Annotated in this window: 23 protein-coding genes; 12 read left to right on the top strand and 11 right to left on the bottom strand. The window is 71.0% G+C overall.

Going from position 1 to position 21,711, the window contains the following annotated elements:
• The first annotated feature begins 47 nt into the window (after positions 1 to 47).
• From ACIBQ1_RS23350 to ACIBQ1_RS23360, 3 genes are read left to right on the top strand one after another with little or no spacing between them, the layout of a single operon-like run.
• Complete coding sequence (locus ACIBQ1_RS23350) at positions 48 to 824, top strand: sugar phosphate isomerase/epimerase family protein (RefSeq protein ID WP_397280472.1); 777 nt, start codon at positions 48 to 50, stop codon at positions 822 to 824.
• A gap of 29 nt (positions 825 to 853) precedes the next feature.
• A complete protein-coding gene (locus ACIBQ1_RS23355; RefSeq protein ID WP_397280474.1) occupies positions 854 to 1,879 on the top strand; it encodes a LacI family DNA-binding transcriptional regulator in 1,026 nt (341 codons plus the stop codon).
• Between the two features lie 57 nt (positions 1,880 to 1,936).
• Positions 1,937 to 3,742, top strand: coding sequence for a DUF2264 domain-containing protein (locus ACIBQ1_RS23360; protein ID WP_397280476.1), 1,806 nt, complete (start codon positions 1,937 to 1,939; stop codon positions 3,740 to 3,742).
• A gap of 62 nt (positions 3,743 to 3,804) precedes the next feature.
• Here the strand turns inward: ACIBQ1_RS23360 and ACIBQ1_RS23365 are convergent, their stop codons facing one another.
• Complete coding sequence (locus ACIBQ1_RS23365; RefSeq protein ID WP_397280477.1) at positions 3,805 to 4,731, bottom strand: LysR family transcriptional regulator; 927 nt, start codon at positions 4,729 to 4,731, stop codon at positions 3,805 to 3,807.
• A 230-nt stretch (positions 4,732 to 4,961) separates the two neighbouring features.
• On the opposite strand from ACIBQ1_RS23365, the gene ACIBQ1_RS23370 reads away from it, so the two are divergent.
• Genes ACIBQ1_RS23370 through ACIBQ1_RS23385 form a run of 4 tightly spaced genes read left to right on the top strand, consistent with a single transcriptional unit; the run spans position 4,962 to position 8,614 of the window.
• Entirely contained in the window at positions 4,962 to 5,849 is an 888-nt protein-coding gene (locus tag ACIBQ1_RS23370) for an ABC transporter substrate-binding protein (RefSeq protein ID WP_397280479.1), read from the top strand.
• Complete coding sequence (locus ACIBQ1_RS23375; protein WP_397280482.1) at positions 5,846 to 6,697, top strand: amino acid ABC transporter permease; 852 nt, start codon at positions 5,846 to 5,848, stop codon at positions 6,695 to 6,697. The genes ACIBQ1_RS23370 and ACIBQ1_RS23375 overlap by 4 nt, the downstream gene beginning before the upstream one ends.
• A complete protein-coding gene (locus tag ACIBQ1_RS23380; RefSeq protein ID WP_397280484.1) occupies positions 6,694 to 7,458 on the top strand; it encodes an amino acid ABC transporter ATP-binding protein in 765 nt (254 codons plus the stop codon). Before ACIBQ1_RS23375 ends, ACIBQ1_RS23380 begins: the two co-directional genes overlap by 4 nt.
• Before the next feature lie 22 nt (positions 7,459 to 7,480).
• On the top strand, positions 7,481 to 8,614 hold the full coding sequence (locus ACIBQ1_RS23385; protein ID WP_397280486.1) for an NAD(P)/FAD-dependent oxidoreductase: 1,134 nt from the start codon (positions 7,481 to 7,483) through the stop codon (positions 8,612 to 8,614).
• Between the two features lie 104 nt (positions 8,615 to 8,718).
• Here the strand turns inward: ACIBQ1_RS23385 and ACIBQ1_RS23390 are convergent, their stop codons facing one another.
• The 7 genes from ACIBQ1_RS23390 to ACIBQ1_RS23420 are packed head-to-tail and all read right to left on the bottom strand — an operon-like array spanning position 8,719 to position 15,202.
• Complete coding sequence (locus tag ACIBQ1_RS23390; protein ID WP_397280488.1) at positions 8,719 to 9,636, bottom strand: N-acetylglucosamine kinase; 918 nt, start codon at positions 9,634 to 9,636, stop codon at positions 8,719 to 8,721.
• Positions 9,633 to 10,658 (bottom strand): hypothetical protein, encoded by a 1,026-nt coding sequence (locus ACIBQ1_RS23395; protein WP_397280491.1) that lies wholly within the window; start codon positions 10,656 to 10,658, stop codon positions 9,633 to 9,635. The genes ACIBQ1_RS23390 and ACIBQ1_RS23395 overlap by 4 nt, the downstream gene beginning before the upstream one ends.
• Positions 10,655 to 11,401: a sugar isomerase domain-containing protein gene (locus ACIBQ1_RS23400; protein WP_397280494.1), complete on the bottom strand. Its 747-nt coding sequence runs from the start codon at positions 11,399 to 11,401 to the stop codon at positions 10,655 to 10,657. The genes ACIBQ1_RS23395 and ACIBQ1_RS23400 overlap by 4 nt, the downstream gene beginning before the upstream one ends.
• Before the next feature lie 11 nt (positions 11,402 to 11,412).
• The gene (locus tag ACIBQ1_RS23405; protein ID WP_397280495.1) at positions 11,413 to 12,216 is read right to left on the bottom strand and encodes a carbohydrate ABC transporter permease; all 804 of its coding nucleotides are present in this window, start codon (positions 12,214 to 12,216) and stop codon (positions 11,413 to 11,415) included.
• Entirely contained in the window at positions 12,213 to 13,064 is an 852-nt protein-coding gene (locus ACIBQ1_RS23410; RefSeq protein ID WP_397280498.1) for a carbohydrate ABC transporter permease, read from the bottom strand. Before ACIBQ1_RS23410 ends, ACIBQ1_RS23405 begins: the two co-directional genes overlap by 4 nt.
• Positions 13,065 to 13,087: 23 nt before the next feature.
• Positions 13,088 to 14,329 carry an ABC transporter substrate-binding protein gene (locus ACIBQ1_RS23415; RefSeq protein ID WP_397280499.1) on the bottom strand — a complete coding sequence of 414 codons (1,242 nt, stop codon included), beginning with the start codon at positions 14,327 to 14,329 and terminating at the stop codon, positions 13,088 to 13,090.
• A gap of 9 nt (positions 14,330 to 14,338) precedes the next feature.
• Positions 14,339 to 15,202 (bottom strand): MurR/RpiR family transcriptional regulator, encoded by an 864-nt coding sequence (locus ACIBQ1_RS23420; protein ID WP_397280501.1) that lies wholly within the window; start codon positions 15,200 to 15,202, stop codon positions 14,339 to 14,341.
• Positions 15,203 to 15,314: 112 nt separating this feature from the next.
• Between ACIBQ1_RS23420 and ACIBQ1_RS23425 the strand changes: the two genes are divergently transcribed.
• The 4 genes from ACIBQ1_RS23425 to ACIBQ1_RS23440 all read left to right on the top strand — a co-directional run bounded on the left by ACIBQ1_RS23425 (position 15,315) and on the right by ACIBQ1_RS23440 (position 18,732).
• A complete protein-coding gene (locus ACIBQ1_RS23425; RefSeq protein ID WP_397280503.1) occupies positions 15,315 to 16,955 on the top strand; it encodes a bifunctional metallophosphatase/5'-nucleotidase in 1,641 nt (546 codons plus the stop codon).
• A gap of 81 nt (positions 16,956 to 17,036) precedes the next feature.
• Complete coding sequence (locus ACIBQ1_RS23430; RefSeq protein ID WP_397280505.1) at positions 17,037 to 17,540, top strand: nucleotidyltransferase domain-containing protein; 504 nt, start codon at positions 17,037 to 17,039, stop codon at positions 17,538 to 17,540.
• 166 nt (positions 17,541 to 17,706) lie between these two features.
• Complete coding sequence (locus tag ACIBQ1_RS23435; protein ID WP_397280507.1) at positions 17,707 to 18,198, top strand: hypothetical protein; 492 nt, start codon at positions 17,707 to 17,709, stop codon at positions 18,196 to 18,198.
• A 93-nt stretch (positions 18,199 to 18,291) separates the two neighbouring features.
• Positions 18,292 to 18,732, top strand: a complete 441-nt coding sequence (locus ACIBQ1_RS23440; RefSeq protein WP_397280509.1) for a cupin domain-containing protein — start codon at positions 18,292 to 18,294, stop codon at positions 18,730 to 18,732.
• 173 nt (positions 18,733 to 18,905) lie between these two features.
• Here ACIBQ1_RS23440 and ACIBQ1_RS23445 read toward each other — a convergent pair whose 3' ends face one another.
• From ACIBQ1_RS23445 to ACIBQ1_RS23455, 3 genes are all read right to left on the bottom strand, one after another.
• Positions 18,906 to 19,349 carry an ester cyclase gene (locus tag ACIBQ1_RS23445; RefSeq protein ID WP_397280511.1) on the bottom strand — a complete coding sequence of 148 codons (444 nt, stop codon included), beginning with the start codon at positions 19,347 to 19,349 and terminating at the stop codon, positions 18,906 to 18,908.
• Between the two features lie 203 nt (positions 19,350 to 19,552).
• A complete protein-coding gene (locus tag ACIBQ1_RS23450; RefSeq protein ID WP_397280513.1) occupies positions 19,553 to 19,684 on the bottom strand; it encodes a hypothetical protein in 132 nt (43 codons plus the stop codon).
• 123 nt (positions 19,685 to 19,807) lie between these two features.
• On the bottom strand, positions 19,808 to 20,260 hold the full coding sequence (locus ACIBQ1_RS23455) for a choice-of-anchor I domain-containing protein (RefSeq protein WP_397280515.1): 453 nt from the start codon (positions 20,258 to 20,260) through the stop codon (positions 19,808 to 19,810).
• Positions 20,261 to 20,454: 194 nt separating this feature from the next.
• On the opposite strand from ACIBQ1_RS23455, the gene ACIBQ1_RS23460 reads away from it, so the two are divergent.
• Positions 20,455 to 21,705, top strand: coding sequence for a cytochrome P450 (locus ACIBQ1_RS23460; protein WP_397280517.1), 1,251 nt, complete (start codon positions 20,455 to 20,457; stop codon positions 21,703 to 21,705).
• The last annotated feature ends 6 nt before the right edge of the window (positions 21,706 to 21,711 follow it).

Below are 21,711 nucleotides of genomic sequence, written 5' to 3' on the forward strand. Positions count from 1 at the left end.
GTGTCGGAAAGAATCTCTACAAGCGCTTTCTGACTTCGGGAGTACGTGTGCGCCTGCTCGCCTTCACCAAGCCCTTCGGCCCCATCGACCCCGCCCTGCTGGCCGAGAACCTGGCCTCGCTGGGCGCCGACGGGGCGGACCTCCTCGTGCGCGAGGGGCAGACGGTCAGCCCCGCCGACCCCGGCGGCATCGCCGTCGTCGCCGCCGAGCTGAAGAGCCGCGGGCTCACCCTCGACGTCGTCACCACCGACCTGCTCGACGTCGGCGCGGACGCCGAACGGATCATCGCGGCCTGCGGCGAGAGCGGCGTCCCCCTCGTACGGGCGGGCTTCTACCGCTACGACCCCGCGGCCGGATACCGCCGTCAACTGGAGGAGTCCAGGGCCGCGCTGTCGCGCCTGGCCGACCTCGCCGCCCGGCACGGCACGCGGCTGGCGGTCCAGTTGCATCACGGTACGATCCATCCATCCGCGTCGCTCGCCCTCGCGCTCGCCGGCGACCTGAACGACGTGCGCTTCTACGCCGACCCCGGCAACCAGGCCAAGGAGGGCAGCGAGGCATGGGCGCTCAACGTCGACCTGCTGGGCGATCGGATGGCCTGCATGGGAGTGAAGAACGCCGTCTGGCGCTCCACCGCCGACGGCTGGGTGTGCGAGTGGCAGCCGTTCGCGGACGGAGGCGTGGTCCCCTGGCCGGAGATCGTCCCCGGGCTGCGCGCCCGCGGCTACACCGGGTCGCTGTCGCTGCACGTCCACTACCCGACGGCCGACCCGACGGCGGCCGTACGGCGCGACCTTGACCATCTACGCGGGCTGCTCGGCTGACGGGCGCTCCACTGAGGGAGGAGGAGCGGGTGCGTAATCTGCGGCAGGGCCGCCCGTCCCGGGTGACGATCAGCGACGTCGGGGCGGCGGCGGGAGTGTCACCCTCGACCGTCTCCCGCGTGCTCAACGGCACGGCCAAGGTCGACCCCTCGCTGGCGGCGCGCGTCCACGACGCGGTCAGGCAGCTGGGCTACCGGCCCAACGCCGCGGCGCAGGGCCTGGCCCGCGGGGAGTGGGGCACGGTCGGCGTGCTGGTCCCCAACCTGGCCAACCCCTACTTTCCCGACGTGCTCAAGGCGGTCTCGGCCGTCGCCCGCTCCCACGGGCGCCGCGTCATGGTCATGGAGTCGGACGACGACCCCGCGATCGAGCACGACCTGGTCGAGGACCTGATGCGCAGCTGCGACGGGGTGCTGCTCTGCTCCTCCCGCATGGAGCGCGCCGACCTGGTCGTGCTGACCGCCCGGGACCACCCGCTCGTCCTGCTCGACCGGATCGTCCCCGGCCTCGCCGCGCCCGCCGTCTCCGCCGACTTCTTCGGCGGGATGATGCTGATCTGCGGCCATCTGGCGCAGCTCGGCCACCGCCGGGTCGCCTACCTGAGCGGGCCCGAGGTGTCCTGGGCCAACTCCGAGCGGATCAGGGCGCTGGAGGCGGCCAGGGCGTTCGGCATCTCCGTCACGATCCTGCCGTGCGGGTCCACCAGCCGCAGCGGGTACGAGGCCGCCGCCGAGGTGGCCGGCACCGGCGCCACCGCGCTCACCACCTACAACGACCTGGTGGCCCTGGGGGCGGTGACCCGGATGCGCGAGCTCGGGGTGCGGGTGCCCGAGGACCTGTCGGTGGTCGGGTTCGACGACATCGCGCTGGACCACGTGGCGCACACGAGCCTGACCACGGTGTCGGTGCCCCGCGGGCAGCTCGGCAGGCAGGCGGCCGAGATCCTGGAGGCTCTCATGACCGAGGGGCACGACGGGGAGCCGGTCTACCTGCCGATGGAGTTGCACGTGCGTGACAGCACGGCACCGCCACGTGATCGCACGGTTGACAAGTGAGGGCGGCGGCGGGAAACCTGTCTCTGAAAGCGCTTTCCAGCGGAGAAGAGGGAGCCCGTGGACACCGACGACCGCGCAGGACGGCCTGGCAACGACCGAGACGACCTGCGGCGTCAGGTTCTTGACCTGGTCGAACCGCTGATCACCCGGTTCAGCCCGGGCGGGGGGCGGCTGCGGCTGGGGTTCAACACGGCGCACTACGACCGGGCGTCCTCCGAGCTGGAAGCGTTTGCCCGCCCGCTGTGGGGGCTGGCGCCGCTGACGGCCGGCGGCGGGACGTTCGACCACTGGGAGCTCTGGAGCGCCGGGCTCGCCGCCGGGACCGACCCCGAGCACCCCGACTATTGGGGCGCGGCCTTCGACCGGAACCAGCGGCTGGTCGAGACCGCCGCCATCGGCCTGGCGCTCGCCCTGGCCCCCGAGCAGATCTGGGACCCGCTGACCGGCCGGCAGCGCGACACGGTCGCCGCCTGGCTGCGGCACGCGGTCACCGTGGAGCCGAACAACAACAACTGGCTGTTCTTCCCGGTCATGGTGGGGCTCGGGCTGGACCGCGTCGGGGTCTCCCACGACCGCGACGCCAACACGGCCAGGCTCGACCGGCTGGAGCAGTTCGACCTCGGAGGCGGGTGGTACTCCGACGGGCCCACGTGGCAGCGCGACTACTACATCCCGTTCGCCATGCACTACTACGGCCTCATCTACGCGGCGCTCGGCGACGACCGGGCCAGGGCCGAGCGCTTCCGCGCGCGGGCGGCGGCCTACGCCCACGACTTCCAGCACTGGTTCACCAGCGAGGGGGTCGCCGTGCCGTTCGGCAGGAGCCTGACCTACCGCTTCGCGCAGTCGGCGTTCTGGGGGGCGCTGGCCTTCGCCGGGGTCGAGGCGCTGCCCTGGGAGGTGACCAAGGGGCACCTGCTGCGGAACCTGCGCTGGTGGGGCCGGCAGCCCGTCCGCGACACCGCGGGGCTGCTCACCATCGGCTACGGCTACCCCCAGCCGCACATGGCCGAGCAGTACAACGCGCCCGGCTCGCCCTACTGGGCGATGAAGGCGTTCCTGCCGCTCGCCCTGCCCGCCGAGCACCCGTTCTGGGCCGCCAAGGAGGCAGACGCGCCCCCGCTGCCCGAGGTCAGCACCCAGCCGGAGGCGGCCGTGGCGCTGATGCGCTGCGAGGAGGGGCGGCACGTGGTGATGCTGAGCGCGGGGCAGCGCAACCCGTGGGCGCGGCACGGCGCGGCCAAGTACGCCAAGTTCGCCTACTCCACGCGGTTCGGCTTCAGCGTGCCCGCCGGGACGTACGGGCTCGAACAGGGCGCTTTCGACAGCACGCTGGCGCTCAGCGAGGACGGCGAGCACTGGCGGCCGTGCGAGCTGCCGGACCACGTCTCCGCCGCCGACGGCGTGCTGCACGCGCGCTGGACGCCCTGGGACGACGTGGAGATCGAGACCTGGCTGGTGGCGCGGTCGCCGTGGCACGTACGGGTGCACCGGATCAGGACCGGGCGGGCGCTGCGCACGGCCGAGGGCGCCTTCGCGGTCGACCGGGACCGGCCGCCCACCCGCGTCGACACCGGTCCCGGGTGGGCCAGGCTCGACTCGCCGGACGGCCTGTGCGTGATCGAGGACCTGTCAGGGCGGCGGGAGGGCGCCCTCGTCACGGCCCTGCCCGGCACCAACGTGCTGGTCCCGCACACCACGATCCCCACCCTGAAGGGCGACCTGCAGCCCGGCGAGCACCTGCTGGCCTGCGCGGTCCTCGGCCTGGAGGCGGGCTCGACCGCGGCGGGCGAGGGCGGGTGGCCCGAGCCTCCGGCGTGGGAGTCCATCGAGCCCCTGCTCGGCCCGGCGCCCACACCGTAAGGCCCGCCGCCCGGGAGGCGTCCGGCGCGCCGGGGGTGGCGGCGGCGTGCGCCTCCCGGCGGTCATACGGCGACGGGGAGGTCCGTGCGCTGGTGCAGGGACTCGGCGGCGTTGATGAGCATGTTCGTCGCGTGAGCGAGCAGGGGGTTGGGGTCGGTGGCGCGGCACACGGTGAAGACCCGGCGGACCTGGGAGGGGTCGCCGAGCCGGAACACGCACACGTCGCGTGACTCGATCATCGCCAGCTCCGGCACGATCGCCACCCCCAGCCCCTTGCGTACGAGCTCGAAGGGCAGGTTGTAGTCGTTGGTGCGGAACAGCACGTCGGGGTCGAAGCCGCTGGCCGCGCAGATGTGCGACAGGTTGAGCGCGGCGTCCATGCCCTCGGTGTAGGAGATCCATCGTTCGGCCGACAGCTCGCCGAACTGGATGCGCTTGCGGGTGGCCAGCCGATGGCCGGTCGGCACGAGCACGTAGAGCGGCTCCTCCATGATCAACGTCATGGTCAGGTCCTTCGGCCGGGTGTGCGGCACCATGCCGTACTCGAAGACCACGGCCAGGTCGAGCCGCCCGTCGTTCACGGCGGGAATGGTCCGGTGCGGATCGCCTTCCTCGTAGCGGATGTCCACGTTGGGCCGGTCGCGCAGGAACTCGGCCAGTACGGCGGGCACCAGCCGGAACCCGGCGGACCAGAAGCTGCCGAGCCGCAACCTGCCCCGGTGGGCGGACGCGAAAGAGCGCATCTCCTCCTCCGCCGCCTCAAGATCGGCCAGCAGCCGGGAGGCCTTGCGGGCCAGCTCGGCCCCCGCCGCCGTGGGCCGGATGCTGCGCGGCAGGCGCTCGAACAGCTGGACGCCCAGGGTCCGCTCCAGCGAGGAGACCTGCTGCGAGATGGCCGACGGGGTGAATCCGAGGCGCTTGGCGGCAGTCCTGAGCGAGCCGGTGGCGACCACCTCACGGATCGCCTGCAACTGGGCCGGGGTAAGCATCGGCCCAACTTAACAGTCCGGCCGTAAGCATCACCAGACCCCGAGCCTCATGAGGCGGCGCGACCGATCACCAAGGTCGGCGAACTGGGGAGGCCGGAAAAGAGGATAAGGAAGACTGAACAGGATGTGCACCAATGCGCATGCTCGCTCACCTTGTCGTATCTAAACGGACCCCCAATATTGGTCTTTACGGAACGCAGCACCAAGCGCGAGAGGGGGTGTCCTGCGCCATGCGGTTCACCCGAACAGCCGCCGCATTCGGCCTGGCGGGACTCCTGTCCCTGACATCTTGCTCCGGAGGCGACGCTTCCCAGGCGGCCGCCCCGGCACAGCAGAAGAGTCAGGAACTGAACGGCCTTCTGCCTGACAAGATCAAGAAGAGTGGGACGCTCAACGTGGCGGCGGGTCACAACTACCCGCCGCTGGTCTTCCTCGACACCGACAACAAGACGGTCATCGGCCTGGAACCCGAGCTGATGAAGGCCATCGGCCAGGTGCTCGGCGTCGAGGTGACGTTCAACCAGGCCAGCTTCGACAGCCTCATCGCCGGCGTGCAGGCACGCCGCTACGACCTGGCCATCCAGGCGATGCTGGACAAGCCGGAACGCCGCGAGAAGGTCACGTTCGTCGACTACTTCAAGACCAGCAGCTCGCTGCTGGTCCAGGACAAGGACGCGCAGGCGATCAAGTCGCTGGACGATCTCTGCGGGAAGACGGCGGCCGTCGAGCAGGGCACCGCCCAGGCCGACGACGCCGAGCAGCAGAAGAAGAAGTGCACGGACGCGGGCAAACCGGCGGTCCAGGTGCTGGTGTTCCCCGACACGGTCGGCTGTCTGCAGGCCGTCTCCACCGGCCGGGCCAACGCCTTCATCGGCGGCACCCCCACCATCACCTACCAGGCCGCCCAGTCCGGCGGCCGGATGAAGCAGGTGGGCGAGCCCTACCGCTACCTGCCGTACGGGATCCTCGTCAACAAGGAGGACCAGAACCTGGCCAAGGCCGTGCAGCAGGCGCTGCAGAAGCTGATGGAGAACGGCACCTACGCCAAGATCCTCGCCAAGTGGCAGATGTCGACGGGCGCACTCGACAAGGCCGTGATCAACGGCGGCGAGTCGTGACCACGACCGGGCAGACCGCTCCTGCGGCGTCGCAGGAGCGGATCCAGGCCGTCCCGCTCCGCCATCCGGGGCGTTGGGTGAGCGCGGCCGTCCTCGGCTTCGTGGTGATCTTCCTGCTGCAGGGGTGGCTGGCCAACCCGCGCATGGAGTGGAAGGTGGTCGGCGAGTACCTCTTCTCCCCCGCGGTCCTGAGCGGGCTCGGCACCACGCTGCTGCTCACGGTGCTCGCCATGGTCGTCGGCGTCGCGGGCGGCGTCGTGCTGGCCGTGCTGCGGATGTCGCCCAACCCCCTGCTGTCGGCGCTGAGCGCGTTCTACATCTGGGTCTTCCGCGGCACGCCGCTGCTGGTGCAGCTGCTGTTCTGGTACTTCCTGTCCGCGGTGGTGCCGAAGATCGGGCTCGGTGTGCCCTGGGGGCCGACGTTCCTGGAGTTCGACACCAACCTGATCATCACCCAGCTCACCGCGGCGGTGCTGGGTCTCGGCCTGCACGAGGCGGCCTACATGGCCGAGATCGTGCGCGCCGGCATCACCTCCGTCGACCACGGCCAGACGGAGGCGGCCCACGCCCTGGGCCTGACCCGCTTCCAGACCCTGCGGAAGATCATTCTTCCCCAGGCCATGCGGGTCATCATCCCGCCGACCGGCAACCAGGTGGTCTCCATGCTCAAGACCACCTCCCTCGTCTTCGCCATCGCCGTGCCGGAGCTCCTGACCTCGATCCAGGGCATCTACTCCCGGAACTTCCAGCAGGTCCCCCTGCTCACCGTGGCGTGCTTCTGGTACCTCGTGGCCACGACCGTCCTGAACGCCGGGCAGCACTACATCGAACGCAGGTTCAGCAGATGACGGCCCTCGTCCGCGCGGAAGGCGTGCACAAGCGTTACGGGACGCTCGACGTGCTCAAAGGCATCGACCTGGAGGTCGCGGAGGGAGAGGTGCTGGCCCTGATCGGCCCGTCGGGGTCCGGCAAGTCCACCTTCCTGCGCTGCATCAACCACCTCGAACGCATCGACGCCGGCCGCCTCTACTTCCGCGACCAGCTGATCGGCTACGAGGAGCGCGACGGAAAGGTCTACGAGCTGCCGGACAAGGTGATCGCCGCCCGGCGGGTGGACATCGGGATGGTCTTCCAGCGCTTCAACCTCTTCCCGCACATGACCGCGCTCGAGAACATCTCGATGGCGCCGATCATGGTCAAGAAGGAGCCGAAGGCCGAGGTACGCGAGCGCGCCCACGCCCTGCTGGCCAGGGTGGGGCTGGCCGACAAGGCGCACAGCCGCCCCGACGAGCTGTCCGGCGGCCAGCAACAGCGCGTCGCCATCGCCCGCGCCCTGGCGATGCGGCCCGATCTCATGCTGTTCGACGAGCCGACCTCGGCCCTCGACCCGGAGCTCGTGGGCGAGGTCCTGGACGTCATGCGCGACCTCGTACGCGAGGACGGCATGACGATGATCATCGTCACCCACGAGATGGGATTCGCCCGCGAGGTGTGCGACACGATCGTCTTCATGGACGACGGGGTCGTCGTCGAATCCGGGCCGCCCGGCGCCGTGCTCGGCGAACCCCGCCACGAGCGCACCCGGGCGTTCCTCAGCAAGGTCCTCTGACCCCCGAAAGAAAGATCTCCACGTGTCCCGCGTCATCGTTCTCGGCGCCGGAGTGCTCGGCGCCTCCGTCGCGTACCACCTGGCCGTCGCAGGGGCTCAGGTCGTCGTCATCGAAGCCGGCGGCCCCGCCGCGGGAACCTCCAGCGCGACCTTCTCCATGGACGTCACCCATCTGAAGACCCCGCGCGCCTACTACGAGCTGAACCGCGCCAGCGCAGCCCTGCACGCCACGCTGGCCGAGGAGCTCGGGGGCCCGTCGTGGCGGCACCCCATGCCCGCCATCCAGTGGGGTGACAGCGAGGAGAGCCGGCGGGGGCTCAGGGAGCGGGCCGTCCGCCTCAAGTCGTGGGGCCATCCCTGCCGCATCGCCGACCATTCCGAGCTGCGCGAACTCGCCCCCGCCGTCGACCCGGCGGCGTGCACGGCGAGCGAGCTCGTGGTCCACGACCAGAGCGCCTGGTACGACGCGCCGCTCTTCGTCCAGCGCCTGCTCGACCGCGCCGCCACGCTCGGCGCCGACATCAGGTACGGCCTGCGGGCACACGCGCTGATCCGCAGCGGCGACGCCGTCACCGGTGTCGAGACCGGCACGCGGCGCTGGGAGGCCGACTGGGTGGTCAACTGCACCGGCCCGGACGCCGACCGCGTCGCGGCGCTCGCCGGCACCGACCTGCCCATGACGCGGATCCCCGGGCTGGTGGGTGAGAGCACCCCCGTGCCCGGCCTGCGGCTCGACGCCATCCTGGCCACACCCGAGGTGGACCTGCGCCCCGCCCCCGGAGACCGGATCTGCTCCATCTCCTGGCCCGTCGACGCGCTGCTGCCCGGCCAGGGCGACGACGCCCTGGCCGAACGCCTGCATGAGGGCGGCCAGCGCGTCCTCCCCGCGCTGCGCACCGCCCGGCTGGCCGGCGTCCGCCTCGGCGTACGGCCGGTGCCGGCGGACGGCCTGCCGCTGGCGGGCACCCACCCCGACGCCCCCGGCCTGTACCACCTCGTCACCCACAGCGGCGTCAACCTGGCACCCGAGCTCGGCCGCCTCGCCGCTCGGGAGATCATCGGCGGCGACGGCCCCGACCTCGCGGAATACCGCATCACCCGCGGGATCTCCACCTCCGTGCAGGACGAAAGCCTGACCCTCATGACCACCCGCTAGCCGGCCCCGCGCGGACCGCCCCCAAGGTCGCATACGCAGCGTGCGGCCTTGGGGGCATCCCCACGGGCGGGGGTTGCGGGAACCACCTGGGGATTTCCCCAGCGTCAACCCGCCGTGAAGCGCCCGTGGGTGGCGAGGTCGCCCAGGTGGTCGAGTGCGGCCAGCCAGCTCGCCCCCGCCGCGCCGTCCCGCGCCGTGGCCACCTCCCGGTCGCCCAGCAGCTCCAGGACCGCCGTACGGACCGGGCCGTCCGCGGTCAGCACGCCGCCCGCCAGCACGATCGGGCCCTCGCCGGGTACCCAGCCCGCCGTCGCCACCAGCCGCCGGGCGGCCTCGTCGACGATCTCCGCCGCGCGCCTGTCCCCGGCCGTCGCCGCCTCGGCCACGAGCGGGCAGGCGGCCGCCACCAGTATCCGGTCGGCCTGCGCCAGCCGGACGATGCGGTCGGCGCGCCCCCGCGGCTCGCCCGTCGCGCCGAAGTGGGCGCAGACCAGGTCCGCGAGCGGCCCGTACGGCAGACCGCGATCGAGCGCGTGGACGGTGGCGCGTACCCCGGCCCGGCCGATCCAGAACCCTCCGCCCTCGTCGCCGAGCAGCCACCCGAGCCCGTCGGCGACGGCCGCCACCCGGCGGTCGGCGAAGCGGGCGGCGGCGGCCCCCGTTCCGGCGAGCAGCAGCGTTCCGGAGGGCGCCGGCGTGCCGGCCGCGTAGGCGATGTCCACGTCGCTCACCAGCCTGGGCGGCGCCGCGATGCCGCACGCGGCCCAGACGCGGCGCAGCACCACGGCGAAGCCGTCGTCCGCGCCCGCGACCCCCGCCACCGAGGCGGCCACCCGTAAGGGGTCCTGGCCGTCGAGCGCGCGGCGCAGGGCCCGCTCGATGGCCGCCCCGGCCGCCGGGTCGCCGTACGCGGCCGGGTTGCCCGGGCCGGCGGTGCCGTACCCGAGCCTGGTCCCGTCCGCCGCGTGCAGGGCGGCTCGGGTGGTGGTGCCGCCGGCGTCGACACCGGCGAAGAGGATCATCGGACCAGGCGCGCCGCGCCGGGCGCGAGGGTGAAGGCCGGGGCGCAGGGCTCGTAGGAGCCGGTCGCCGGGTCGAACGCATCGGTGATCCCGTCGAGCGCGACCTCGGCCGGCTCGTCGAAGCGGGCGTTGCAGACGAACCGCAGCCGCTCGCCGTAGCGGCCCACCAGGACGTCGCCGGCGTGGTCGACCGACGTCCAGCCGGGCAGCTCCGCCGCCACCGGACGCAGCCAGCGGGTGTTGAGGTCGCGCACGACACGGAAGCGCTCGGTCGGCACGCCGTCCCCGTCGATGAGCGCCCGTTGGAAGCCCTCACCGCGCGCCGGGTCGGGCGTCCAGTAGGTGAAGTACTGGATGCCGGTGTAGCCGTAGGCCAGCGCGGTGTTGACCTGCCAGGCCAGCTCGGCGGCCGACGGCTCGCGGTGCCCGTCGTAGGCCAGCGTCTGCACGTACATCCAGGCGGGCAGGGCGGCTCGGCGCGCGTGCTCGCGCACCGTCGCGAGGTCGGCGAGGTAGCCCTCGTCGAAGCCGCCGGCCAGGAACGGGTAACGGTCGAAGGAGAGCACGTCGGGGCGGACGAGTCCGGCGAACTCCTCCACGTACGCGTCGTAGGGGCCGGTGGCGTGGCTCGGGAGGAGGTTGGCGTAGGCGAAGGCGCCGGCCGCGCGCACGGCGGCGACCCCGGCCGCCACCCTGGGGAACTGCTCGGCGTGCGGCTCGTCCATGAGGCTGAGGCCACGGAAGGAGCGGTACGAACGGTAGTCGTCGACCACCCGGCCGAGCAGCGGCGCGGGGTCCACGTCCAGGTCGCGCATCAGCACGTCCACGCGCGGGTCCGAGGCGACCAGCACGCCGAGTCCCGCCTCCTCGGCGCAGGCCAGCGCGTGCCGCAGGATGACCCGGTCGTTCAGGTAGTTGCCGGTGATGACCAGGTCGATGCCGGCTTCGGCGATCTCCCGGTAGCGGGCGGCCGTCGTCTCGTGAGGAGGCGGCGGCCAGAAGGCGGCGATCGTCAGGTTCACAGCGCCCCGGCCCTGATCCGCCCGGCGTAACGGGTCACGAGGGCGTCGTTGTGCGCGTCGGCGTCGGGGATGTTGGCCGACAGGTAGACCGGCGGGACCTTTCCGTCGGCCAGGAGCAGGCCGATCGCCTCGGCGACCATCAGCTGCACGATCAGCGCCGAGGTGATCGAGGAGATGCCGCAGACCGGGCCGTGTTCGGTCGGCAGGACGGCGTCGCCGTACGGGGCGAGGTTGTCGATCACGATGTCCGCCAGCTCGAACAGCCGCTCCCCGGACGGATGGCGCGAGGTGATGGCTCCGGAGTGGGCCAGTGAGGTGATCGCGATCAGCGGCAGGCCGCGCTCCTTGACCAGCCGGGCCATCTCCACGGTCGAGCCGTTGCCGCCCGAGTTGGAGGCGATGATGAAGGCGTCGGACTCCTTGATCGTGTGCAGGGCCAGCACCTGGTGCGCGGTGTGCGGGTCGCGTTCGGCCAGCGGGTCGAACGCGCCGGGGTCCTCCGCCCCCAGCACCACCGGGTCGCGCAGGGTGAGCCGGTTGGTCGGGATCAAACCGCCCGCCCGGCCCGCCACTTCCAGCGCCACCGCCTCGGAGTGCCCCGTCCCGTACGCGTGCACGACGCCGTCGGCGCGCACGGTCGCGGCGATCAGCGCTCCCGCCTGCCTGATGGCGGGCAGCTGGTCGGCCAGCAACCCGTCCAGGCGGGAACGTGCCTCGTCGGCGAAGGCCATCACAAGATCCATAGACTGTTTCCTCAACGGTTCATGCCGGCGGTCAGCCCGGCGACGATCTGGCGCGTGGCCAGCACGAAGAGCACGACCAGCGGGATCGTCGTCATCACCAGGCCGGCGAAGAGCGTCCCCCAATCGTTCTGGAACTGGCCGAAGAAGTGGGTGAGGCCGACCGGCAGGGTCAGCTTGCTCTCGTCCCGCATCAGGACCAGCGGGTAGAAGAAGTCATTCCAGATCGGCACGAACTGGAAGACCACCACCGTCGCGAGCGCGGGCCGGACCAGCGGCAGCATCACGTGCCAGAAGGTCGCGAACGGCCCGGCGCCGTCCAGGGACGCGGCCTCGTCCAGCTCGTGCGGCAGCTGGCGGAAGAAGGCGGTCAGCACGAAGACGTTGAACGGCACCGAACCGGCCGCGTAGACCAGCACCAGCCCGGCCAGCGAGTCCACCAGCCCCATGCTCTCCAGCAGGTAGAACAGCGGCAGCACGCCCAGGTGGGCGGGCAACGTCATGCCGGAGATGAAGTAGGCGGCGAACAGCCCGCGCCCGCGGAACTCCCTGCGGCCCAGCGGGTACGCGGCCAGCAGCGAGACCACGGCGCCCAGCAGCACGGCGCAGACCACGACGACCGCCGAGTTGACCACGTAGGTGGAGAAGGAGGCGTCCGTCCACGCCTTGACGTAGTTGCCGAACCCGGTGGGCGGGCCGAGGGGCCGGTCGAAGATCTCGCTGGTGGGCCGGAACGAGCTGAGCACCATGACGATCAGGGGCGCCATGGAGAAGGCCGCGTAGCCCCAGAGCAGGATCTTGATCCCCAGAGCCCTCACGCCTTCCTCCTCAGGACCCGTTCGAGCAGCAGCGTCGAGCCGAAGATGAAGGTGAACATGAAGACCGCCAGCGCCGAGGAGGTGCCCAGCGCGTTGACGTCGCCCGAGGCGAACGCGGTCCGGTAGAACAGCAGGCCGAGCACGTCCGTCGCGCCCGCCGGGGAGCCGTTGGAGCCGCCGAGCGCGTAGACCAGGGCGAAGGTGCCCATGCTGCCGATGAAGCTGAGAATGGTGACGGTCGCCATGGCCGGCCTGAGCAGCGGCAGCGTGATGCGCCAGAACACCTGCCACGAGCCGGCTCCGTCGGTCCTGGCGGCCTCGCCGTACTCCTGGGGGATGCCGCCGAGGGCGGCGCTGAACAGCAACATCGGGAAGCCCACCCACTGCCAGGTGGTGATCACGATGACGGTCGGCAGCGCGGTGTCCGGGTCGCCCAGCCACGGCATCGCCAGGCCGAGCGGCTTGAGGAACGCGTTGACCGGGCCGAAGGCGGGGCTGAGCAGCAGCGTCCACAGGTAGCCGATGACCAGGGGATTGACGAGGTACGGCAGCGCGAACGCGGTCTGCAGCGCCCGCTTGCCGCGCCGTACGCGGGACAGCGCGAGCGCGAAGGCCAGGCCCAGCGTGTTCTGCACCAGCATGGTGCCGGCGAAGAGCAGGAAGTTGTGCCCCAGCGCCGGCAGTAACTGGTCGAGGAAGGTGTCCGACAGCAGGCCGGCGTAGTTGTCCAGCCCGGCGAAACCGCCGCGCAGCGTGCCCTTCCAGGAGAAGAAGCTGTAGGTCAGGCCGGTGAACAGCGGGTAGACCACGAACGCCGAGTAGAGGAGGAAGGCGGGGATCAGGAACACGTACGATGATCCCCGCCGCGAGCCTAGAGCCATGTGGACACGCTCTTGTCGAGCTGCTCCGCCGCCTCCTTGGCGGTGATGCGGCCCAGCAGCATCTCCTGCAGCGCCTTGGAGAACACCGCGGCCGAGGACGGGTTGCCGTACGCGAACTCGTTCATGAAGTAGGTCGCGCCGTGCTGGTCGAAGGCGGTGGCCACCTCGCCGAGCAGGGGCTCCTTGGGCGTGACGCCGGGTACGGCCGAGAAGGTGCGCACGGTGTCGGTGTAGAGCTGTCCGTAGTCCTTGGAGGCCAGCCAGGCGGCGAACTTCAGCGCCTCGGCCTTGTGCCTGGTCTTGACGTTGATGCCGTAGGAGCCGTCGGTGAAACCGGGCATGAGGCCCTGGCCCTCCGGCACGGGCGGGGTGAAGACGCCCAGTTCGACGTCCTTGGCGTTCTCGCCGAAGAAGTTCAGCTCCCACAGGCCGCCGGGGAACATGGCCGCCTTGCCGGAGGAGAACAGGATCTGCGCGTCGGTGTAGGAGACGCCAGCGACGTTCTCGGGGAAGTACGGCTTGAGCTTGTCGAGCTGGTCGATGCCCTCGACGAAGCGCGGGTCGGCGAACTTCTTCCGCTTGGCCTTGACGTCGGCGATGAACTCGTCGCCACCCCAGTGGGCGGTGCCGAAGATGCTCGCCACGATCGGCAGCATCCAGTCGTCCTTGCCGCCGAAGGCGAACGGGATGACGCCCTTGGCCTTGAGCTTCTGGGCAGCGGAGATCATCTCGTCGTAGGTCTTCGGCGGGGTGACGCCGTTGTCCGCGAAGATCTTCTTGTTGTAGATCACCTGCAGGGTCTGCACGGCGAACGGCACCCCGTACACCTTGCCGTCCTTGTCGCCCTTGGCGGCGCGCAGGACACCTTCGTCGAAGCTCGCCAGGCCGGGCACGTCCTTGGTGTCGAGCGGGAGCAGCCGGCCCGCCTCGACGAGCGGCTGCAGCTGGGGGCCCGCGCGCAGCCAGGCCAGGTCGGGCCCGCTGTCGCCGGCCAGGCCGGTGGACAGGATCGTGTCGTACTCGGTGGAGGTGGTGAAGGAGCGGGCGTCGACGTCGACGCCGGGGTTGCGTTTCTCGTACTCGGCGAACATCTTGTCGTAGTTGGCCTCGGGACCCCACCCCCAGACCGAGAGGGTGATCTTGCCTTCGCCGGCACGGGTGGTGGTCGAGGGGGCACAGGCGGTGACGGCTGTCGCCAAAGCGACAGCGGCGACAGCGGCGGCGAGGCGCATGAGGGACTCCTAGCGCGGGGGCAGGCGGTGCTTGGCGACCGCGTCGGTGGCGGCGGTCAGCAGTTGGTTGCTGGTCTCGTGGGTGCGCTGGACGACGCCGATGTAGAGGCAGTCCAGGACGAGCATCTGGGTGTGGCGCGCGGCCACCCCGCCCGCGCGGAAGGGGGTGTCCTGCGCGGCCGTGGTGAGGACGATGTCGGCGGCCTCGGCCAGCGGGCTGCGGGGGAAGTTGGTGACCGCGATCGTGGTGGCGCCGCGTTCCTTGGCGATGGTCAGCGGCTCGACGACCTCGGCCGTGGTGCCCGAGTGGGAGATGCCGAGCGCCACGTCGCGGTCGTCGCGCGCGTTGGCGCTGCAGACGGCGCTGTGCACGTCGGTCCACAGCGCGCACGGCCGGCCGATGGTGTGCAGGCGCAGGTGCAGGTCCATGGCCACACCGGCGCTGCCCGAGACCGCGAAGAAGTCGATGAACCTGGCGCCGACCAGGGCGGAGACCGCCCGGTCCACCGCCCCGAGGTCGAGCTGGGCCGCCGTCTCCTCCATGGCGCGCATGTCGCTGGCCAGCAGGCTGCGCAGCACCAGGCTCACGGGGTCGTCCGGGGAGAAGGCGATCAGGCTCTGCTCGCGCGGGGCGGCGTCGTTGCGTCCGAGGTCGGTCGCCAGCGCCAGCCTGAGCTCGGGGTAGCCGGCCAGGCCCAGCTCGCGGCAGAAGCGGGTGATCGTGGTGAGCGAGGTGCCGCACCGCTCCGCCAGCTCGCCGATGGTCGAGGCGGCCACTGCGGCGGGCTCGGCGAGGATGGCCTCGGCGATGCGCCGGTGGGTCGCGGTGAGGGTGGGCTCGACCCCCCGGATTCTGGCCAGGATCGGTGACATGCGACGAACCCTGCCGCTTTCCCACAGTGATGTCAATAGTTCACATTAGACGGACGATGTTAGAAAATTTCGCCCTTGTGTGATCTGTTGGGAGTATGTCACCTTCGTGACCATGCGCAACCTCCTCGTGGCGCTGGTGCTCGGGAGCACCAGCCTGCTGCCCACCCGTGCCGACACGGTGGACATCCAGTTACTGGCCTTCAACGACTTCCACTCCGGTCTCCCGACCAGCTTCGGCATGACACCGTCCGGGCCGGTCCCCGCGGGCGGTGCCGAATACCTGGCCGCCCACATGGACCGGCTCCAGCGCGACAACCCCCACGGCACGCTGCGGCTCGCGGCCGGCGACAACATCTCCTCCAGCACCATGAACGCCACCGCCCTGCACGACGAGCCGGGCATCCAGGCGCTCAACCTGATGCGCCTGGACGCCTCCAGCGTCGGCAACCACGAGTTCGACGAGGGCCTGGCCGAGTTCCGGCGGATGGAGAACGGCGGCTGCCACCCGATCGACGGGTGCGCGCTCCCGAACTTCAAGGGCGCCGACTTCCCGTACCTGGGCGCGAACATCATCGACACCACCACCGGCAAGCCCGCGATAACGCCCTACATCGTCAAGCAGGTCAAGGGCGTCAAGGTCGGCATCATCGGCGTCAGCCTCAAGAACACGCTGAACGAGGCTCCCGGCCCCACCAAGCCGCTGGAGGGACGCGACGAGGCCGAGGCGGTCAACACCTACACGGCCGAGCTCAAGGCCAAGGGTGTGCGCACCGTCGTGGTCCTGATCCACCAGGGCGGCGGCCAGACCGGCGGCGGCCTGCCCAACGAGTGCAACAACCTGGCCGGGCCGATCAAGGACATCGTGCAGAAGTTCGACCCCGAGGTCGACGCCGTGATCTCCGGGCACACCCACAACGCGTACAACTGCGTGATCAACGGCATCCCCGTCACCCAGACCTCGGGCCACACGCGCGAGCTCACCAAGATCGTTCTGACTGTCGACCAGGCGAGCGGCAATCCGACCGCCTCGAAGGCCGAGAACATCACCGTCACCCACGACATCAAGCCCGACGGCCAGATCGCCGCCCTGCGCCGCAGGACCGACGAGCAGGGGCAGAAGCTGCTGGACCGGCCCGTCGGCCTGCTCGGCCGCGACCTCACCGCCCAGCGCAACGCCGCCGGTGAGTCCACCGTCGGCCACGCCCTGGCCGACGCCCGGCTGTTCGCCACGTCCACCCCGGAGAACGGCGGCGCCCAGATCGCGATCCAGCCACCCTACGGCGGCGGCATCGGCGGCGATCTGATCGTCAATCCCACCGGCAACGAGATGGCGAACCTGGTCACGCACGGCAAGGCGCTGCGCGTGCAGCCGTTCAGCAACATGCTCGTCACCATGACGCTCACCGGCGCCCAGTTGGAGCGGCTGCTGGAGCAGCAGTGGTGCGGCCAGAGCACCGCCCGCGTGCTCGGCGTCTCCCAGGGGCTCACCTACACCTACGACAACGCCAAACCCGCCTGCGACAAGATCGACCCGGCGACCGTCAAGCTCAACGGGGCCGTCGTCGACCCGGCCGCCCAGTACCGCCTGACCGCCAACTCCTTCATCGCGACCGGCGGCGACGGCTTCTCCGTGCTGACCGAGGGCACCGACCGGGTGGAGAAGGTACGCGACGTCGAAGCCTTCGAGTCCTACATCCGGGCGAAGACCCCGCTGCAGGCCCCGGCCCTGGGCCGCGTCACCCGCGTGAACTGAGGTCCGCGCCGGCGGGGGCGACACCGCTCCGGCCTGCGCAGTAGCCTGACCGCGTAGATCACGGCGACGGGAGAAGGACGATTGCTGCCGATCGGGGAGCTGCTGCGGGTGCTGGACGTGCTGGACACCGCGGACTGCGAGGTCTGGGTGTGCGGCGGCTGGGGCATCGACATCCTGGTGGGGCGCGTCACCCGGGAGCATCACGACCTCGACCTGCTCCACCGGGCCGAGCAGGAGCCGGAGGTGATCGGCGCGCTGGAGTCGCTCGGGTACGCCGAGCGGCCCGGCGCCGTCCCCGGGCGGCCGGCCAGGTTCGTCATGACCGATGACCGGGGGCACGAGCTCGATCTGCACCCCCTGCACTTCGCCGCGGACGGCTCGGCCGTGCAGCACCTGGACGACCACGGCGGGGAGCTCTCCTACCCGGCCGCGGCCTTCGTCACGGGCACCATCGTGGGAGCGCGCGTGCGCTGCCTGTCCGCCGGCCGGCAGATCGCGTTCCACCAGGGCTACGAGCCCAGGGAACGCGACCTGCACGACATGGCCCGCCTGCGCGAGACGTTCGGCCTGACCACGTACTTCTGACCCGTCCCGTTGCCGGTCCTCCCCCGGTATGTTCACCTGGGACGCCTGTCACAGCCCGCCGGGCTGTCCTGTCTGAGGAGGTAAGCACCTACGACGGCAAGGAGCGCATCATGGATGCCCGTTTGAGCTTCCTCGACGCCCCGCGGCGCAAAGCCGGGATCGCCTGATGCAGGCCGTGCTCCACGTGGTGGGGGTGTCGCTCGGCTGCGCCCTGGCCCTCGCCCCGGCCCTGCTGCCCTCCGCCCGTCCCGTCACGAGGTGGCCGCACGTCGTCATGGCGCTCGGCATGGCGGCCGGGCATCTGGGGGGCCTGTTCCTGGCCGCCGCGGTGCTGGCGCTGCTGACCGCCGCCTGGCTCTGCGGCGCCCCGTCCCGCCGCGCGGAGGCCGGGCATCACATCCAGGACTTCGTGGTCATGTCCATCCTCCTGGTGCTGACGGCGATCGGCGGGTCCTCTCTCACCGGCGCCCCGTCCGGGCACGCGCACGGAGGCGGTTCGACGGCCGCGCTGGCCCTGGTCATCGGGCTGGCCTGGACCTGCGCCCGGATCATCCGCGTGCTGCCCCTGCGGAACGCGGATGGACGGGTGCGCGGCCAGGACGTGTGCTCGGCCGGAATGGCGGCCTGCATGGCCTTCATGGCCGCACTGGCCCTCTGACTGTTTACGAGCGTTGTCACACATCGGGATGCTGTCTTGTCTGAGCTGGTACACGGCCGGATCGAGCCGGCCACTTCCCTGGAAGGAAGCCTGATGAGCACCGATCACGCGCACGCGCACCACCTTGAGAACCCTGACAAGAGCGGCCCGCCGCCGAAGATCGACGTGGTCGCCACCGTCCCGGGGGCACCGCCCGCGCCGGAGGGGGCAGAGGCGATGACGATCCTGGTCACGTTGCCGCCGAACAGCCCCGGCGCGCCGCCGCACCGGCACTCCGGGCCCGCGTACGGGTACGTGGTCAAGGGTGCCGTCAACTTCGAGCTCGAAGGCGACCCCGTGCGGGTCGTCAAGGCCGGTGAGGCGTTCTGGGAGCCCGGTGGGGACGTGATCCACTACCAGGACGGCAACCACCTCGCGGACGAGGAGTCGGTGTTCGTGGTGACGATGTTCTGCGCGCCCGGACAGCCGATGTTGATCCCCGTCAGCCCGGAGGAGCTGGAGGCTCGGCGCGACCGTCGCGCGCCGCGATCATGACCAGGGTCGCGTTGACCGAGCTCATCGGCGATCTGCCGGTCATGCCCGAACGCCGCCACCGCGTGGAGGCCGTGCGGGACAGCGCGTTCCTGTTCACCACCGCGCGCTGAAGGCGAAGAAGGCGGGAACCGGGCTCGGGTTCCCGCCTTCTTCGTGGCCGGACCGCGGCGCGGTCAGCTCAGCCGCTCGTGTTCCTCGAAGCTGAGCGCGCCACCGAGCTGGGCGCCCACCTCCAGCTGGTCGTAGTAGATGCGGTGGCTGACGATGAGATCGTCCTCCACGACCGAGACGCTGCACGCGCGCACGAGGATGGGGCGGCCGGTCGCCTCGGCCGCGCCCCCTCCCGGCATCAGGTAGGCGCCCTTGTGCGTGCCGCTCAGGGTGTACTCCGCCACCAGGGTGTCGCCCGAGATCGTGAGCGCCCAAGGAGTGCATTTCGAGTCCGGGAACGCCTCGATGAACGCGCCGTAGTAGGAGGCGATCTCCTCCCTGCCCTGGCCCACGCCGTCCGGCGCGACGAGGACCGCGCCGTGGCCGAAGGCGTCCGCGAGGCCGTCCAGGTCGTGGCGGTTGAAGGCCTTCCGCAACAGTTCCAGGGGGCGTCGAGGATCAGACATCGAGCTGGGCCCTTCTCGAGAGACGACTCGCGCCCAGCCGGGTAACACTGGGCGAAATAGCATGATTTTTCATGCTATTGGCCCGATAGGTAATGGTTGGGCCAATCTTCGGCACAGAAGCCGCATCCCTCAAGGCCTTGACCTCGGCCAGGAGCTTCCTCGAACAAGGGCGGATGCCGGGACATCCGCCCTTGCGCCGTCCCTCAGGGCACCAGAGCGGCGATCAGCCCGTACTCGATGGCCGTCGCGGCGTTGGCGGGCCCGGCGACGGTGCCGGCGAACAGCGCCAGCGCCGAGGCTGCCAGGACGAGCAGGAGGGAGATTCGTCGAACCATGAGGACCTCCAGTCAGGTTTCTGCCGCGCATTCGAGGACCGAACCGGCGCGGATTGCGGCGAGAGGCACCCGTGACGATGACGTTACCTTCCCGGCCCGTCAAGGCCGCCTCCGTGCGTCCGCCTACCGGAGCTCGTGGATGGCGGTGGTGCCGCTCACCTCGTTGCCCACGATCAGCAGGGGCCGGCGGGTCGGGCTGTCTCCCGCGGGCACGAAGAAGACACCCTCCGGGCCGACGTCGCCAGCGGTCCCGTCCGCGACGGAACCGGCGAAGTCGCGGGTGTTGAGATGGTCGACGAGGGCCGGGCGCCGGGGGTCGGTCACGTCGTGGACGACCACCCCGCTGACCCGCTCAAGCCCGACGAACGCGTACAGCTCCCGGTAGGCGCCGGAAGCGTCCTGCGGCGAGTCCGCGGCCACGGTCAGGCGGCCCAGCTCCGCGTCCTTCCTCAGCTCGGCGGCGTTCGGGAACGCCGCCGCCGACAGCGGAAGTCCTTCAACCCGAGCGGCCCGATCGTCGAACGCCCGAAAGCCGGCGGTGCGCACGGTGCCGCGCTTCACGTCGATGACGCTCACCGACCCTTCGGGGTCGTCGACGGCGAAGGGTACTCGCGCGGGCCGGGCCACCCGATCTTGATTGCTTGCGGAGGTTTGGCGGGCACCTGGCGGAACGCGCAGCATGCTGCGGGAAGGTGCAGCTCATGAGGGTTGTGGTGAACGCGACGCGTGATCCGCCCCGCCCACCGGGTCGCCTCGGACGCGCTGTGCGCGTGGAGTTCACGAAAGGCATCGTCATGGCACAGGCCAGCCTCTACCAGCAGGTCCTCGACCCCGCCAACCGCGCGAACCCGTACCCCCTGTACGCCGAGCTGCGCAAGACGCCGGTGACGCGGGAAGCCGACGGCACGTACGTGATCAGCACCTACGACGCGATCGTCGCGCTGCTGCACGATCCGCGGGTCAGCTCCGACCCCCGCAGCCGCCCCGGCATGGCCGAGACCGCACTCTCTCCCGAGGAAAGCCTGCTCCTGCCCTTCATCAACCTCGACCCGCCCGACCACGACCGGCTGCGGGAACTGGCGATGCGCCCGTTCGGGCCGCCTCAGTCGCCAGGACGCGTCGATGCCCTGCGCCCCTGGCTCGCCGAGGTCACCAACGACCTGATCGACGGGTTCGCGGGGAAGAACCACCTCGAAGCCGTCGACGAGTTCACCTACCCGCTGCCCGTGGCGGCGATCTGCCACCTGCTCGGCGTGCCGCGCGAGGACCAGCCGCGCTTCCACCACTGGGCCGACGCCACCGTCGAGGCCTTCGACCCGACCACCGGAACGTTCGAGGAGCGGCAGCACAGGAGAATCGAGATCACCCGTGAGCTGGGCGAATACCTCAACACGCTCGCCGACGCCCGCGTACGCCGGCCGGGCGACGACCTGATCTCCGGCCTGCTCACCGACGCGGGCCCGCACGGGCCGATGTCCCGTACCGACCTGCTCAACACCGCCGGGCTGCTGCTGGTCGCCGGCCACGAGACCACCGTCAACCTCATCGCCAACGGCCTGCTCACCCTGCTGCGCCACCCCGACGTGCTGGAACGGCTGCGCCACGAACCCGAGCTGAGCACGCGCCTGGTCGAGGAGCTGCTGCGCTACGAACCGCCGGTGCACATGCTGACCGGCCGCAGCGCCCTGGCCGACATCGACATCGCCGGCACCACCATCCCGAAAGGCTCACCCCTCGCGCTCGTCCTGGCCGCCGGCAGCCGCGACCCCGAGCGCTTCGCCGACCCCGACCGCTTCGACCCCGACCGCGCCGACAACGCGCACCTCGGTTTCGGCAGCGGCATCCACTACTGCTTCGGCGCGCCGCTGGCCCGGACCGAGACGCAGGTGGCGCTCTCCGCGCTGGCCCGCCGGCTGGTCAATCCCCGGCTGGTCACCGACCCGCCGCCGTACCGGCCCAACCCGGTGCTGCGCGGCCCCCGCCACCTCATGATCGAGTTCGATGCCGTCGCGCCGGCGTAGACGGTC

The sequence above is a fragment of the Nonomuraea sp. NPDC050153 genome, from assembly GCF_044460125.1.
Classification (GTDB): domain Bacteria; phylum Actinomycetota; class Actinomycetes; order Streptosporangiales; family Streptosporangiaceae; genus Nonomuraea.